The organism is Paenibacillus pinihumi DSM 23905 = JCM 16419, assembly GCF_000422505.1.
Lineage (GTDB): Bacteria > Bacillota > Bacilli > Paenibacillales > Paenibacillaceae > Paenibacillus_D > Paenibacillus_D pinihumi.
Genome location: NZ_AULX01000006.1, coordinates 460,013 through 475,976, shown reverse-complemented (window position 1 = coordinate 475,976; position 15,964 = coordinate 460,013). Strand labels below are relative to the sequence as shown.

Sequence of the window (15,964 nt, the reverse complement as noted above, 5' to 3'; positions counted from 1 at the left end):
GGGGATCGCGCATGGGCAAAAAGAAGCTGGTTGAATGGCTCAATGCCAATAAAAGTACCTATGAGGAGCTGGCACTTCGTATATGGGAGCGTCCTGAGCCGGCATACGAGGAAGCTTTCGCCTCGAAGTTGCAGCGTGAAACGTTGGAGGCAGCGGGGTTTCGCATCAACTCCGGCATCGGTGGCGTCCCGACGGCTTTCGTAGCTGAATACGGTTCCGGAAGTCCGGTACTCGGTATTCTGGGGGAGTATGATGCGCTTCCAGGGCTTTCGCAGAAGGTGAGCGCGGTCCGTGAAGCCATTATCCCTGGCGGTCCCGGCCACGGCTGCGGACACAATCTGCTCGGAACAGCTGGCGTGGAAGCCGTTATTGGCCTGAAGCAGCGTCTGGACGATGAAGGACTGAGCGGTACAATCCGTTATTACGGCTGCCCGGCTGAAGAGGTGCTGTCCGGTAAAACCTTCATGGCGCGAGCGGGTATTTTCGATGATGTGGATGCGGCGCTGACCTGGCACCCGGGGAGCTCGAATACAACGTGGAGTATTCCTACATCGGCGTTAACATCGATTGAGTTTTTCTTCAAAGGCCGTGCCGCACATGCCGGGGTGGCCCCGCATCTGGGACGCAGTGCCCTGGATGCTGTCGAGCTGGCCAATATTGGCGCAAACTATTTGCGCGAGCATGTTCCTGAAGGATCGCGTATTCATTATACGATTACGAACGGGGGCGAAGCGCCCAATATTGTTCCTGATCAGGCGAGTGTATGGTATTTCCTGCGTGGTGTGAACCGGGAGCATGTCGATGAACTGCTGGAGCGGTTAATCAAAATTACGCAAGGCGCCGCCATGATGACGGAAACATCGGTATCCTGGAAGATCAAAGCAGGTGCTTATGATCTGAACATAAACGAGACACTGAACCGGCTGCTTGCCAACCAGCAGCATGAAGCAGGTGCGCTGGATTTCTCAGCAGAAGATCAGCAATTAGCCGCAGATTTGGCCGCTACGCTGGATGAATCCTTAGAGCAGTCTGCGAGGAAGCGCCAGCAGGAGCTGGGACTGCAAGCGGACGAGCTGCTGCCCACTGGTTTCTATGATTACAAGCCGTCGGTAAAGACAACCGGCGGCGGTTCTACCGATGTAGGAGACGTGTCATGGATTACTCCGGTCGGTCAGATCACGACGACCTGTGCGCCATTAGGCGTTCAAGTGCATACCTGGCAGGCGACCGCAGCTTTTGGTTCGCAGATCGGCCTCAAGGGCATGCATCATGCCGCCAAGCTGCTTGCGCTGGCAGCTTATGAGCTGCTGACTGACGGCGGACATGGAGTTGACGCAGCCCGAACGGAGTTCCTGCAGTCGACGCAGGGCAAGCCTTATGTACCGGCGATTCCGCAAGATGTGCAGGCGCCGGTTCTTGTATGAAGCATTGGCCATTAGCCGGGTCATTCTGTGAGAAGGACGGTGAACCCTATCACTCATTTACTGGAAATTGATCGGCTGCAGACTGTATTTTGGAACGGGCGTGAAGAAGTAGCCGCTATCGAGGATGTCAGCTTTAGTCTGAGGGCGGGGGAGACGATAGGCATTGTCGGTGAATCCGGCTGCGGTAAAAGCGTGACCTCGTTATCCATCATGAGGCTGCTCGGCCAAAATGGGCGAATCAGGCGGGGTGAAATCCGCTTTAACAGCCGGAATCTGGTTGCCGAATCCGAGAAGGAACTTCGTTCCCTGCGGGGAAAGGAGATTGCGATGATATTTCAGGAGCCGATGACCTCGCTGAATCCCGTTCTGACTATAGGTCATCAACTGGTAGAGATGATTCGGTGCCATACAAGTTTGTCACGCCGTGAAGCCAAAGCATATGCGATGGAAATGCTGAAAAAAGTCGGCTTGCCTCAGGCAAAAGACTTGATGAGTGTCTACCCGCATACGCTCTCCGGAGGAATGCGCCAACGAATCATGATTGCCATGGCACTATCCTGCAAGCCCAGGCTGCTCATTGCCGATGAGCCGACGACAGCGCTCGACGTTACGATTCAAGCGCAAATTCTGGAGCTTATGAAGTCGCTTCGCAAAGAAAGCGGGGCCGCTATTATGCTGATTACCCACGATCTGGGCGTTGTGGCAGAGATGGCGGATCGGGTCGTCGTCATGTATGCCGGCCAAATTGTTGAGGAGGCGGATGTATTCACGCTGTTCCGTGAGCCGAAGCATCCCTATACTCAAGGATTGATGGCCTCCATCCCCCGGGTTCAGGGAGAGAACGAGCGGCTGCGGGCGATACCAGGTACCGTTCCTTCAATCCGCAAAATGCCCAAGGGCTGTCGTTTTCATACCCGCTGTGAATGGGCTGCTGAGCGATGCCGGCAAGAGCAGCCTCAGCTGGAAAGCGTAGGTGGAGAGCATCAAGTGAGGTGCTGGATCGTCCAGGAGCAAGCGTCACCTTTGCCCGTTTCGGCAAATTTTCAGCATCAGGAGGCTGGCGTATGATGACTGCATCTTCCCCGCTGCTTCAAATTGAACAGCTCAAGACCTATTATCCGATAAAGAAAGGCGTCTTCTCCCGCACTGTCGGTCATGTAAAGGCAGTGGACGACGTTAGTCTGTGCATCTATGAAGGTGAGACGCTGGGACTTGTTGGCGAATCAGGCTGCGGCAAGTCATCTTTCGGCCGGTCGATTGTCCGGCTTGAGGACCCTTATGAGGGGCGGATATGGTTTGACAATGAGGATATCACCTCCCGGAAGCAAAAAGAGTTAAAACGAGTTCGTACGCGGCTCCAAATCATTTTCCAGGACCCCTATGCATCACTCAATCCTCGCCAACGGGTGGCTGATATATTGGCAGAGCCCTATATCGCGCATAAATTGGTGCCGCGCTCTGAAGTACAGGTGCGGGTCAACCGGCTGCTTGATATGGTGGGGCTGCCTAAAGCCTACAAAAACAGGTATCCGCACGAGTTCTCAGGCGGCCAGCGCCAGCGGATCGGCATCGCCCGGGCTATCGCATTCGAGCCTAAGCTCATTGTGTGCGATGAGCCGGTATCTGCACTTGACGTGTCGATTCAGGCGCAAATTTTGAACCTGCTTGCTGATCTGCAACAGGAATTGAACTTGACTTATCTGTTCATTGCCCACGGGATCGGCGCAGTGAAATATATCAGTACCCGGGTTGCGGTCATGTATCTGGGCAAGATCGTGGAGATCGGGGATAAGGACGAGTTGTTTCGCAGTCCCAAGCATCCGTATACGCAAATTTTACTTCAGGCCTACCCGAAGCCGGATCCCACATTGCGGGGGGATAAACGCATTGTCATCCAAGGCGATGTGCCGTCTCCTGCCCATCCGCCAGCCGGCTGCAGATTCCATACGCGGTGTCCTTATGTGCAGGCGGTGTGCCGCAGCGAAGAACCTGCATTAGGCCCAGATGCGCATGCGGTTGCCTGCCATTACCCACTTGCCTGATAGAGGAGAGAAGGGAGTAATCAGCCATTCTTCAATACATCATACGCCGGATTCTGATCGCCATCCCTGTTCTGTTTGGGATTACAATCCTTAATTATTTCATTATTAAGCTTGCGCCCGGCAACCCGGTAGATATGTTCATTGACCCGAATACACCTGTGGAAATGCTGGAGATGCGCAAAGAGTTGCTCGGTCTGAATGATCCTGTAATTTTGCAATATTTTAAATGGCTGTTGAACCTGCTTCAGGGCCAGTTGGGTTATTCTTTCAGCTCGTATGCGCCGGTTACAACCATAATCGGGGAAAGACTCGGGCCTACATTGCTGCTGGCTTCCGCCTCGTTAATTTTTGGGCTGCTTATTGCCATCCCGGTCGGTATCCTTAGTGCCGTTAAACAAAACACGAAGTTCGATTACATCATGACAGGGCTCTCCTTTATTGGCACCTCAATCCCGCAATTTTTCCTGGGCCTGGGGCTGATCTATATTTGTGCGGTTCAATTCAAGCTCTTTCCTACGGGCGGAATGATGACGCTGGGCGGTCCGGGCGATTTTTGGGATCGTCTCCGCCATATGGTTTTGCCTGTATTTGTGCTGGGCATTGTCATTGCAGGGAAAAAAGTACGCTATGTGAGGGCGGGCATGCTCGATGTGCTGAAAATGGATTACCTGCGCACAGCGAATTCCAAAGGACTGCATCCCTTTCACGTCATTAACAAGCATGCGCTGCGCAATGCACTCATTCCGATCATCACCGTCGTTGCAATGGAAATTCCGCTGCTGTTGGGCGGCAGTATTCTCATTGAGCAGATTTTCCAGTGGCCGGGCATCGGCCAGTTGACGATTCAATCAATTCTATCCCGTGATTATCCGATTCTTATGGGGCTGAATCTGGTGGCGGCGCTCATTGTTTTGTCCACAAATTTGCTGACCGACCTGCTTTACGCAGCGGCTGATCCGCGCATTCAATATACATAGAGAGGATGATCCGATCGTGGCATTATCTCCGTATGAGCTCAAAGAAGGCCCGGTGTCTGCTGAGTTCCTTGCTGACAAAGCTTTGCCGGAGACGGAGGATACGGGATTGAAGCAGCTGCTTAGCCGGTTTATCCGTCATAAGCTGGCAATCGCCGGTCTCGTCATCACGATGCTGCTCATTCTCACGGCACTGCTTGCACCATGGATCGCCCCTCATGATCCGAAAGAAGTAACAGGAGTATTCTCAGCCCCTCCTTCCGCAGAACATTGGCTGGGGACCGACCAGGTGGGACGCGATGTTGTGAGCCGCCTGATCTATGCCACGCAAATTTCCCTGATCGTCGGCTTTGTGACGGTCGCTCTCTACGTGACTGCCGGGACGCTGATCGGCATTGTGTCCGCTTACTTTGGGGGCTGGGTGGATATGGTTATTATGCGGATTACGGATATGTTTATGGCATTTCCGTTTCTGATGGTCATTCTTGTGGTCATCAGTGTACTAGGCTCAAATATGACAACGATTATTCTCGTACTCGCCCTGTTCTCCTGGCCCGGCGTCGCACGGCTTGTCCGGGGCAGTGTGCTGGCGATCAAGCAGCTTGACTACGTACATGCGGGTGTGGCCCTTGGGCTGAGCACGCCAAGAATATTATTTCAGCATATATTGCCCAATGCCATTGGGCCCATAATTGTGAATGCAACCTTCGGCGTCGCTTCTGCGATTATGAGTGAAGCAGGTTTAAGCTTTCTCGGCATGGGCGTTCAGCCTCCGACAGCAAGTTGGGGGAATATGCTGACAGACGCTCAATCATTAACGGTATTAACTGATCAGCCGTGGCTATGGGTGCCGCCGGGAGCAATGATTCTGGTGACTGTGCTTTCCATTAATTTTGTAGGGGACGGTCTGCGCGATGCGCTGGATACCCGCCAGTAGTCTGGCCATTGATTGGTATAGCCGGGCTACATTCATAGAATGAAAAGGAGCTTGCTATGAAACCTGTAATTGGCATTACAAGCACATTAGCCAGACTGAATGCGAACAGCGAAGGGGTTTATGTGCATCAGGACTATTACCGTGCGGTAGAAGCCGTGGGCGGCCTGCCCATTGTTCTTCCTCTGGCTTCAATTGAAACGGTCAAACAACTGATCGATCTTTGCGATGGCCTGATTTTTACGGGAGGAGAGGACATTGAACCGTCTGCATATGGAGAAGAAGCCATTGCTGAACTGGGTCAGACGCTGCCGCTTCGCGATCAAATCGAACTGGAAGCGATTCGCTACGTTATAGACGCGGATAAGCCGCTGCTCGCCATTTGCCGTGGGGCACAGGTACTCAATGTTGCGCTTGGCGGCACACTTTATCAGGATCTGCCCAGCCAATATGAAGGAGCGCTGGAGCATGTGCAGAAGGGGGTTCCCAGAAGCCGGGATACGCATGAGGTTTTGCTTGCTGCGAACAGCCGTCTTGCTCATATTTTTGGTGGGGCCGGGGTCCGGGTGAACAGTCTGCATCATCAGTCGCTGCATCTGCTGGGCCAAGGGCTGCAAGTGACTGCAATATCACCTGATGGTGTGATTGAGGGAGTAGAGCTCAGGGGCAGTACGTTTGCAATCGGGGTGCAATGGCATCCCGAAAACATGGCAGCGGCAGGAGACAGATCAATGACGAAGCTGTTTGCAGCTTTTTTGGAGGAGAGTCAGACATCGGTTGAGCAGCGCAAGCCAAGTCAGGCGTCTAAAGGTTAGAGTTGTATGGGCTGAAGGCACATCTGATTCTCCCCGGCGCCGGACTTGCGTTTGCAGACGGACGTAGACGATTCACCAGTTATGTTGCAGATGAGCCTCGTGCCTTTTCAGGTCCAGGTCTGAATCATGCAAGAGCTCCAGCAAGAGCGGATACATTCATTCTTGCTGGAGCTCTTTGTGCGCGGCAGCTGTCTAATGCCGTTTTGCCCCTAGTGCTTCAATCCGGGACAGCCATTGTGCCCGCTTCTGGTCTGATGAGCCCTTGACCGGACCGATCTCCGTAATGCGTACCGGCTTGATTCCGCAAAATTGCAGCGTTGCCCGCTTCATGACGGTGTGGCCCGCTTGTCTGTATACCAGACGGTTATACCATGGCGGGGTGTCCATCGTCACAATCAGGCGTGCGCTCTTCCCTTCCAAAAGCTTATCCCACAGCATAGAGTTTGGCCGATATTTGTAGGCAAAGCCCGGTAAAAACACACGGTCAATAAATCCTTTCAAAATGGCCGGCATTGTACCCCACCAGATCGGATAAACGAACACAAGATGATCCGCCCAGCGGATGGTATCCTGGGCTTCAAGTAAATCGGCTTCCAGCTCCGTCCGTTTGCGATAACCGTACTCCAGGTTGGGATTAAAGCTGATCCGGCTTAAATCGATAAAGCGCACGTCTGCTCCGCTCGCATTGGCTCCCTTGGCATAAGCTGCGGCCAATGCTGAGCAGTAGCTTGCTGAATCAGGATGACCGATAATAATGGCAATATGATTGGTTTTCATTGGTGGCCTTCTTTCTGAACGGGCATCGCATTCCCATCTGTACATGGATGTCTGCCCGTTCCATTCACTCGTTCAAGTTTCAATGGTAAAATAAAAAGATACAGCATGACTGTATCTGTATACATTTATCATAAAGGGCAACAATCTGCGTGAGTATGATATCATGCGCAGAAATCATGTTCTTTCGCGCAAAGGAGGCCGGGGAATTGAATACATACAGTGTATCCGTCTCGCTCTTTTATTCGGTGCTGAAAGCTCTGGCGCTTAAGGGCTGTGACCAGGAGGAGTTTTTTCGTTTTGCAGGGGTAGACAGAACGCTATTGCAGGATGCCGAGGGAAGGATTCCCGAAGAGGAGTTTGAGCGGATCGTTGAAGCAGCCGCCGAGTTTACCGGTGACGATGCCTTTGGCCTGCTTCAGGGGCAGGCAGCTGACCTGTCGGATTTAGGAATTCTTGGCTACGTCCTGCTGCACAGCTCGACAATTGGTGAAGCACTGCGTGCTTTTCAAAAATATAATACGGTGACCTGCAGCGGCTATAACATTAGCTGGGAGACAGAAGGGGAGCTGACAGGCATCTCTTTTTTGCATCAGAACCCGCTAAAAACGCCGTCCCGGTTATGCATTGAGGACATGGCCAGCTCGTTATATCATTTGATGCTCAAACTGGGCTGCCGGCCGATCCGGATTCATGGCATTTATTTTAGGCACGCCCCATCGGGCGGACCTGAGATCTATAACGATGTTTTCTGTGTTCAGCCTCAATTTCATGGAGATGAAAATAAGATGGTCATTTCCAGGGAAGCACTGGATTATCCGGTCGTTCTGGCTGACCAGCGGCTGCTGGGGATGTTCGAGCAGTTGGCGCAGGAAGCTATGGACAGACTTAAGGAGGGCCGTCCTTTTTCGGATGAACTGTACAGCTGGATATTGAAAAAGATGCCCGAACGGCTTCCGTTGCTGACCGATTGCTCCAGGGCATTCAGGGTGAGCAAGCGTACGCTGCAGGCAAGACTCAAGGAGGAGAACACAACGTTCAATGAGATGCTGGCCAGGGCGCGGAAGGAACTGGCTACGGCTTATCTTGCGAAGCCGGAATACCAGATTGGAGAAATTGCCTATTTGCTGCATTATTCGGAGCCAAGCGCTTTTCAGAATGCGTTTAAAACATGGACAGGAACAACCCCGGGCAAATACCGCACGCAGCGGCAAGCAGAAATGAATTGATCATCGCAGAGTGCTCAAGTATAGTGTTAATAAGGGTTTTATAACCTCTGCTCACTTCTACATAATAATTTTACTAAAAGGTTGGAGGACTGTAATGCTTATCCATTTCGATTCCAATGAACGCGTTTTTCATTTGCAAAGCAAACGTGCAAGCTATGTGATACAACTGATCAACAGCGGCATTCCGGCTCATGTGTACTGGGGCCCGAAGCTTCGCCAGCAGCAGCTTGGACGAATTTTGCAGCTTCAGGAAAGATGCTCATTTTCCCCGAACTCATCCCCGGATGACATGAGGGTTTCACTTGATACACTACCGCAGGAATATCCTGCTTACGGTGCAGGCGATCTGCGCCACCCGGCTTATCAAATTCAGCGTCCTGACGGATCAACGGTATCGGAGGCGCTTTACGTAGCCCACCGGATTATAGACGGCAAGCCACAGCTTGAAGGACTTCCGGCTACTTATGTGGAGGAAAGCGGCGAAGCTCAAACGCTTGAGATTGAACTGCTGGACAAGCTGGCAGGTCTGAAAATTACGTTGTCCTACTCTGTGTTCAGAGACGTGGATGCGATTGCCCGTTCTGTGCGTTTTGAAAATGTTGGCTCCGAAGATATTAAGCTGCTTCGTGTGCTCAGCATGGCAGTTGATCTGGAGCATCACGACTATGATCTGATCCATCTGTCGGGAACTTGGGCAAGAGAGCGTTATATGGAGCGCCGCCCGCTGGCTTCCGGTGTTCAAGGTGTGGAGAGCCGCAGAGGCTCCAGCAGCCACCAGCATAACCCGTTTATTGCTCTGGTCTCCAAGAATGCAAATGAGTATCAAGGCGATGTCTACGGTTTCAGCCTGGTGTACAGCGGCGGATTTTCTGCGCAGGCAGAGGTCGAGCCTTATGGAACAACCCGCGTGACGATGGGACTTCAGCCGTTTGATTTCAGCTGGCTGCTTGAGCCGGGCCAGTCGTTCCAGACTCCGGAAGCGGTTATGGTGTTCTCGGCCGAAGGTCTTGGCGGCATGTCCCGCAACTATCACAAGCTGTACCGCGAGCGTCTGTGCCGCGGCGAGTTCCGCGACAAGGCGCGCCCTGTGCTGGTAAACAACTGGGAAGCGACTTATTTTGATTTTACAGCGGATAAAATCGAGCAAATTGCCCAAGCAGGCTCTGAGCTTGGCATCGAGCTGTTCGTATTGGATGACGGCTGGTTCGGCAAGCGTGACGGCGACAACAGCTCCCTGGGTGACTGGGTCGTCGACAAGCGCAAGCTGCCTAACGGCTTGAATGACCTGGCTGAACGTGTGCGCAACATGGATATGGAATTTGGCTTGTGGTTTGAGCCGGAGATGATTTCTCCGAACAGCGACCTGTACCGTCAGCACCCGGACTGGTGCCTGCATGTAGAGGGCCGCAGAAGAACCGAAGGACGCCAGCAGCTCATTCTGGACTTCTCCAGGGAAGATGTATGCGATGCAATTACGGAACAGCTGGCAGCTATTTTGAGCAGCGCTCCGATTACGTATGTGAAATGGGACATGAACCGCAACATGACGGAAATCGGTTCCGCCGGACGCGCACCTGAGCGTCAACGCGAGACAGCGCACCGTTATATTCTCGGTTTGTACCGCGTGCTGGAGCGTCTGACCACGCAATTCCCGCACATTCTGTTCGAGAGCTGTTCTGGCGGCGGAGGCCGCTTCGATCCGGGGATGCTGTATTACATGCCGCAAACCTGGACAAGCGACAACACCGATGCGGTCAGCCGTCTGAAGATTCAGTACGGCACAAGCCTGGTGTACCCGATCAGCACGATGGGCGCACACGTATCGGCAGTACCGAACCATCAGGTTCACCGTATTACATCGCTTGAAATGCGCGGCAACGTGGCAATGTCCGGCAACTTTGGCTATGAGCTTGACCTGACCCGCTTCACGGATGAGGAAAAAGCGATCGTGAAGGAGCAGGTTGCACAGTATAAGCAGCTTCGTTCCCTCGTTCAGTTCGGGAATCAGTATCGTTTGCTGAGCCCGTTTGAAGGCAATGATACGGCTTGGGTCATTGTTTCGGAAGATCAGACCGAAGCTGTTGCCTTCTACTTCCGTGTGCTTGCTGAGCCAAACGCGCCGCTGAAGCGTCTGCGCCTGCAAGGCTTGAACCCGGAGGCGGATTACGAAATCAACGGCGAGGTATACGGCGGGGATTACCTGATGTATGCCGGACTTCCGGTGAACGGACTGAATGGAGATTTCCAAAGCCTGATGTGGCATTTGAAGCCTAAGGCTTAATCAAAAGCCAGGCTGTGCCAGGAAAAACACAACTGAGGAACAACTCTTTCAAAAACAACTTATTCTTGACAATTATGTGTCTGAGTACGTATAGTCGGGGTAGGTAGTTCATGTGAGGAGACTTGGAGAACACATCAAACCTGTTACGGGTGGGGTGTGTTCTTTTTGCGTTTTCTTTTAAAAAGGCGGTGCGTGGGTGGTGTGATGGGGCTGCGAGGGAATGTCTTGTTCTCCGATCGCTTCTTGACCCCCGGATGGAACTGAACTGGATTCTGAAGGAATCCATCCGGGAGCCAAATGCGAACGCTCCGCTTCTCCGAACAAGACATTCCCTCTCCGCCAGCAACGTGGGCGCACGATGCTTTTTAAAAGATTTACTGGGGCTGGGCAGGGAGGGGCGTGCGTGCGTGGGTGGTGTGATGGGGCTGCGAGGGAATGTCTTGTTCTCCGATCGCTTCTTGACCCCCGGATGGAACTGAACTGGATTCTGAAGGAATCCATCCGGGAGCCAAATGCGAACGCTCCGCTTCTCCGAACAAGACATTCCCTCTTCGCCAGCAACGTTGGCGCACAATGCTTTTTAAAAGATTACTGGGGTTGGACAGGGAAGGAGGGGCATTCGTGCGTGCGTGGGTGGTGTGATGGGGCTGCGAGGGAATGTCTTGTTCTCCGATCGCTTCTTGACCCCCGGATGGAACTGAACTGGATTCTGAAGGAATCCATCCGGGAGCCAAATGCGAACGCTCCGCTTCTCCGAACAAGACATTTCCTCTCCGCCAGCAACGTTTGGCGCACAATGCTTTTTAAAAGAATACTGGGGCTGGGCAGGGAGGGAGGGGCGCGCGTTCGCGGGGCGATGTTTGGCCTGACCCGGGGAACAACCAAGGAGCATATTATCCGTGCCGTGTTGGAATCAATCGCTTACCAGAGCAGGATGTGCTGGATGCCATGGAGGCGGAGTCGGGATCGCAATGTCCACGCTCCGTGTCGACGGTGGTGCCATACGGAATGATTTTCTGATGCAGTTTCACAGCGATCTGCTTGGGGTAACGGTGGAGAGGCCCGTTATTAATGAGACGACAGCCCTCGGAGTGGCATATTTGGCGGGTCTGGCAGTCGGATTCTGGGAGAGCTGCGAGGATATTGCCCCAGGCTGGAGCGCAGGAAAGTGCTATACGCCCGAAATGAAGGCGAAGAAGCGGCGTATGCTGTACAACGGCTGGAAAAAAGCGCTCAAGGCCTCAATGGCTTTTAAATAATACGCTTACGATTCGCGACTAAGGGAGGCATAGATCATGGAACAGCAATTTGCAGCAGAGAAGCGGTTGGAGACCTTGAAGGCGATGGCGTCAGAGGAACTGGATGTGCTCGTAATTGGAGGGGGAATTACAGGGGCAGGCATCATATTGGATGCGCAGACCCGTGGCATGAAAGCAGGGCTTGTGGAAATGCAGGATTTTGCAGCGGGCACATCAAGCCGCTCCACCAAGCTTGTTCATGGCGGCTTGCGGTACCTCAAGCAATTCGAGATTAAAATGGTAGCCGAGGTAGGCAAGGAGCGGGAGGTTGTCTATGAGAACGGCCCCCATGTGACAATACCGGAATGGATGCTGTTCCCTTTTTACAAGGGAGGAACGTTTGGTGCATTTACAACGTCAATCGGCCTTCGGCTGTATGACTATCTGGCCGGAGTGAAAAAAAGCGAACGCCGCAAAATGCTCGGCCCGGACGAAACGGCACGTCGCGAGCCGCTGCTCAAAAGGGGCGGTCTGAAGGGCGGCGGCTATTACGTGGAGTACCGGACGGATGATGCCCGATTGACGATTGAAGTAATGAAAAAGGCTGTGGAGCATGGGGCGAAGGCCGTCAATTATGCTAAGGCGGAGGATTTCCATTATGAGGGCTGCAAGCTGACAGCAGTGCTGGTGAGCGACCGGATCAGCGGAGAGTCTTTTCTCATACGGGCACGTAAAATTGTGAATGCCACCGGACCTTGGGTCGATCTTATGCGTGAAAAGGACCGTTCCAAAAAGGGCAAAATGCTCCGGTTGACCAAAGGGATTCACCTCGTATTTGACGGGAACCGGTTCCCGCTTCATCAGGCCATTTATTTTGATACTCCGGACGGCCGCATGGTGTTCGCGATTCCCCGGGACGGCAAAACCTATGTCGGAACGACAGATACGGATTACAGCGCCGACCGTGCCAATCCCCGGATGACAGATGTGGACCGGAATTATGTGCTGGAAGCAGCCAACTATATGTTTCCTGAACTGAAGCTGACTGCCGCAGATGTGGAGTCGAGCTGGGCGGGCCTGCGTCCGCTTATTTACCAGGAGGGCAAATCGCCGTCTGAAATTTCGCGCCGGGACGAAATTCTTCACTCGGAATCCGGCTTGTTCACGATTGCGGGCGGCAAGCTTACGGGATACCGCAAAATGGCGGAGCATGTGACGGATATGCTGCAGCAGGAGCTTGAGGCTGAAGGAGCGGGAACTTATCAGGGATGCCTGACAAAAAAGCTGCCCCTCTCCGGTGGGGAGGTTGGGGGTTCGGCAGGCTTTGCACCATTTTTGCAGCAGCAAATCGCAGCAGGCATGAAGCTTGGCCTGACGGGGCAGACGGCTGAGCTGCTCACCAGGCGTTATGGAGCCAATATTTCAAAGGTATATCAGCTGATCGCGGACCGGAGCGGCGAAGCGGAAAGCTACGGGATGCCTGCCGGGCTATATGCAGCATTGCGGTATGGAATCGAGCAGGAGATGGTTTTGAAGCCTGCCGACTTTTTTGTGCGTCGTACAGGAGCTTTGTTTTTCGATATAAAGCAGGTCAAGTTGCATAAGGAGCAAGCGATCCAATTCCTGGCCGATAAGCTTCATTACACAGCAGCAGAAAGGATGAAATATGCGCAGGAGCTTGATCAGCTGCTTCATGAGGCAGTAACGCCTGCGGCTCAGGAGGCTGATTATAAGGGATAAAGGCGACCAGGCACAGGGAGCACGGGTGCAGGAGAGCATGAAGCGTAAGCGAAATCTGCTTGGGGATTCAGACACGAGCGGAGTTAACTTACGCTTTTTTGGTGCCGGCACCTCCGGACACCAGCCGCTCAATGAAACTTGAGCCGATAGAGAATACGACCGCTGATCCGGTAAAGTAAGCATAAAGCAGAACCGCCATTTCAGATGTGAAATATTGTGCGGTCAAATGCCCGAACCCAAACCCGAATACAGGGACAAAGGTCGCCGGGAAAATGCCGAACAGGACGAGGGAGATTGCCTTCATCAGAAATGAATGCTTGTTGGCCAGCCGATGTATCAAATAGGTGATGATGCTGTACGCCGGAATTATATTAAAAATATAGAACAGGACAATTCCGGTGTGTAACAGCTGGTACTCGCTCTCTTCCGGAATGTTCATTGCGGCTGCAGCTCCTTTAAAACAGACCAGACCTGCAGCATAGCTGAAAATGAATAGAAGCGGATAACTCCAGGCTCTGCTCATACAATCCCTCCTGTGATAAAATTAGAGTTTAACCGTATCATCGGGCAGAACGGATGAATATGCTTTTATGCTTATTGTACTTTACATCACCGTCTGAAGCATCATAGCTTGAAGACGTCGCGCCGAAATGAATGGAAATCCGTTTGACAATAGGTCCCCGCCCGGCCTTGAACAGGGATGATACGTGCACGGCAAGATGGCGTTAATCACTAATTGGCAGAAAAAGATGCAGCAAAACTGTCCCAATTGTCTTATAATGATTGCTATATGGCTGGGGGTCGATTGGAAATTGAAAGGCCGGTCGTTCAACTGCAGCAACCATCAGGGAGGGGTTGAAGCGATGTATCCCATCGTGGACCTTGTCGAGCATCAGGTCATTGCCGCTGTAGAGGAGGAAGAAGGGGTAGAAGAGGCCTTGCATAGCCAATGCAATGTGGTTTTTCTTCTGTGCGGAACCATCTTCTCGGTGAAGGCGATCGTCGACCGCTTGAAGCAGGCGGGCAAGCATGTGTTTTTGCATATGGAGTTTATTGAGGGAATTGCCCCTGATCGCAGCGGAGTTGCGTATGTGGCACAGCATGTTCAGCCGAGCGGGATTATTTCGACCAAAAGCGCGGTCATCCGAATTGCGAAGGAAATGAAGCTGATGACCATTCAGCGAGTTTTCCTGATTGACAGCAGCGCATTGGGTAGAGGCATCAAGTCTGCTGAATCCTGCAAGCCGGATGCTATTGAGGCAATGCCTGGCATTATGCCGCGCGTTATTGCAGAGATGACAACAATGACCGACCTTCCGATCGTAGCCGGAGGGCTCATCAGCAACCAGCAGGAGATTGATGCGACGCTGAGGGCCGGAGCACTGGCGGTATCTGTCGGTACACCAAGACTATGGAACAACTCATACTAGTGAAAAAAGGAGGCTGAACAGGTGGCAAGTGTATGGCATATATCAGAGTGGGATTTGACGCTCCGGATATTGATATCCGCCGCGTTGGGCGGTCTCATCGGATTGGAGCGGGAATGGAGCAATCACGCAGCGGGCTTGAGAACGCACATCCTCGTATGCATCGGGGCTACAGTTATTATGCTGCTGTCTGCTTACGGATTCACGGCATTTGTAGAAGAGGCTAATGTGCGAATGGACCCGGCCCGTCTGGCGGCACAGGTTGTCAGCGGGATCGGATTTTTGGGCGCGGGAGCGATTCTTCGAACGGGCTCTACGATATCCGGACTGACGACAGCGGCCTCGATCTGGGTCGTGGCTGCAATCGGCTTATGTGTAGGAGCCGGATTTTTGTTTACATCCGTTCTGGCAACCGTAATTGTACTCGTGAGCTTATTCTTGCTCAACAAAATTGAGACGCAAATGCTGCGTCATCGCAGACATCACGAGGTGATGGTCAAGATTGTCGATAAGCCGGGTGTGACAAGTGCGATCTTCGCAGAGCTCGAGCAGGAGAAGATTCAGGTCGTGCATGTGAAGTTCAGCTCGGAGAAAGAGCTGAAGCAGGACCAGCCAGCCGTGACAATTACCGAGATGAAGCTCAATGTCAAGACGAGAAATCAAAAAGGGCTTAGCAGAGCGATTGAGCAAATAACCGCTATGGATCAGGTTCTATGCACGAAAACCGGCTTCCTCAAGGTCACCGGAGATTCCAGGGATATGCGTCTGGACAAGGAAAACGCACTGGAGCAATAGTTGTAGAATTGGGAGCGTTCAGCACCGTGAACGATTGCAATTGATTGGGTTGCGCAGTGGATCTCCGGATATCTGTAATCATGAAAATATATCATTGTGGCAGAGAGCAGCTTAAGGCTGCTCTTTGTGTGTTTGAGGACTTTAAGGCAGACTTTTAGACATTCCATTTTGGGAAACAGACTAAGAAATTTCAGGGATGAATATGGATGCTGCTAAATATAAATACCTAAGTGCCGCAATCGGTTATTCAATTAGCCGCCTTGCAAAATCAATTTTTACTGAAAATCATCT

13 protein-coding genes and 1 pseudogene are annotated in these 15,964 nt (G+C 52.5%); 12 read left to right on the top strand and 2 right to left on the bottom strand.

The genetic code is table 11. The features are described 5' to 3' along the window. Positions 1-11: 11 nt before the first annotated feature. From H583_RS0101905 to H583_RS0101880, 6 genes are all read left to right on the top strand, one after another. Positions 12-1,424 (top strand): amidohydrolase, encoded by a 1,413-nt coding sequence (locus H583_RS0101905; protein ID WP_028558998.1) that lies wholly within the window; start codon positions 12-14, stop codon positions 1,422-1,424. 48 nt (positions 1,425-1,472) lie between these two features. Continuing rightward, positions 1,473-2,492, top strand: coding sequence for an ABC transporter ATP-binding protein (locus H583_RS0101900; RefSeq protein ID WP_036708207.1), 1,020 nt, complete (start codon positions 1,473-1,475; stop codon positions 2,490-2,492). Then, positions 2,489-3,466: an ABC transporter ATP-binding protein gene (locus H583_RS0101895; protein WP_028558996.1), complete on the top strand. Its 978-nt coding sequence runs from the start codon at positions 2,489-2,491 to the stop codon at positions 3,464-3,466. Before H583_RS0101900 ends, H583_RS0101895 begins: the two co-directional genes overlap by 4 nt. Before the next feature lie 26 nt (positions 3,467-3,492). Next, positions 3,493-4,443 (top strand): ABC transporter permease, encoded by a 951-nt coding sequence (locus tag H583_RS0101890; protein WP_028558995.1) that lies wholly within the window; start codon positions 3,493-3,495, stop codon positions 4,441-4,443. A gap of 82 nt (positions 4,444-4,525) precedes the next feature. Further along, on the top strand, positions 4,526-5,377 hold the full coding sequence (gene opp4C / locus H583_RS0101885) for an oligopeptide ABC transporter permease (RefSeq protein ID WP_245585826.1): 852 nt from the start codon (positions 4,526-4,528) through the stop codon (positions 5,375-5,377). A 56-nt stretch (positions 5,378-5,433) separates the two neighbouring features. After that, positions 5,434-6,189, top strand: coding sequence for a gamma-glutamyl-gamma-aminobutyrate hydrolase family protein (locus tag H583_RS0101880; protein ID WP_028558993.1), 756 nt, complete (start codon positions 5,434-5,436; stop codon positions 6,187-6,189). Positions 6,190-6,381: 192 nt separating this feature from the next. On the opposite strand, the gene H583_RS0101875 is transcribed toward H583_RS0101880, so the two are convergent. Next, complete coding sequence (locus tag H583_RS0101875) at positions 6,382-6,966, bottom strand: NAD(P)H-dependent oxidoreductase (RefSeq protein WP_028558992.1); 585 nt, start codon at positions 6,964-6,966, stop codon at positions 6,382-6,384. A gap of 206 nt (positions 6,967-7,172) precedes the next feature. Between H583_RS0101875 and H583_RS0101870 the strand changes: the two genes are divergently transcribed. The 4 genes and pseudogenes from H583_RS0101870 to H583_RS0101850 all read left to right on the top strand — a co-directional run bounded on the left by H583_RS0101870 (position 7,173) and on the right by H583_RS0101850 (position 13,451). Beyond that, positions 7,173-8,192: an AraC family transcriptional regulator gene (locus H583_RS0101870; protein WP_028558991.1), complete on the top strand. Its 1,020-nt coding sequence runs from the start codon at positions 7,173-7,175 to the stop codon at positions 8,190-8,192. Between the two features lie 94 nt (positions 8,193-8,286). Beyond that, a complete protein-coding gene (locus tag H583_RS0101865; protein ID WP_028558990.1) occupies positions 8,287-10,473 on the top strand; it encodes an alpha-galactosidase in 2,187 nt (728 codons plus the stop codon). Between the two features lie 838 nt (positions 10,474-11,311). Beyond that, a pseudogene (locus H583_RS37460) lies at positions 11,312-11,732 on the top strand (FGGY-family carbohydrate kinase); the annotation flags it as partial. A gap of 36 nt (positions 11,733-11,768) precedes the next feature. After that, positions 11,769-13,451, top strand: coding sequence for an FAD-dependent oxidoreductase (locus tag H583_RS0101850; RefSeq protein ID WP_036708076.1), 1,683 nt, complete (start codon positions 11,769-11,771; stop codon positions 13,449-13,451). 88 nt (positions 13,452-13,539) lie between these two features. Here H583_RS0101850 and H583_RS0101845 read toward each other — a convergent pair whose 3' ends face one another. Beyond that, a complete protein-coding gene (locus tag H583_RS0101845) occupies positions 13,540-13,974 on the bottom strand; it encodes a hypothetical protein (RefSeq protein WP_028558986.1) in 435 nt (144 codons plus the stop codon). A 340-nt stretch (positions 13,975-14,314) separates the two neighbouring features. Here H583_RS0101845 and H583_RS0101840 point away from each other — a divergent pair, with 340 nt between their 5' ends. Together H583_RS0101840 and H583_RS31575 are read left to right on the top strand one after the other, a co-directional pair. Then, entirely contained in the window at positions 14,315-14,881 is a 567-nt protein-coding gene (locus H583_RS0101840) for a glycerol-3-phosphate responsive antiterminator (protein WP_028558985.1), read from the top strand. A 21-nt stretch (positions 14,882-14,902) separates the two neighbouring features. After that, positions 14,903-15,673, top strand: coding sequence for an MgtC/SapB family protein (locus H583_RS31575; RefSeq protein WP_051235851.1), 771 nt, complete (start codon positions 14,903-14,905; stop codon positions 15,671-15,673). Positions 15,674-15,964 lie beyond the last annotated feature (291 nt).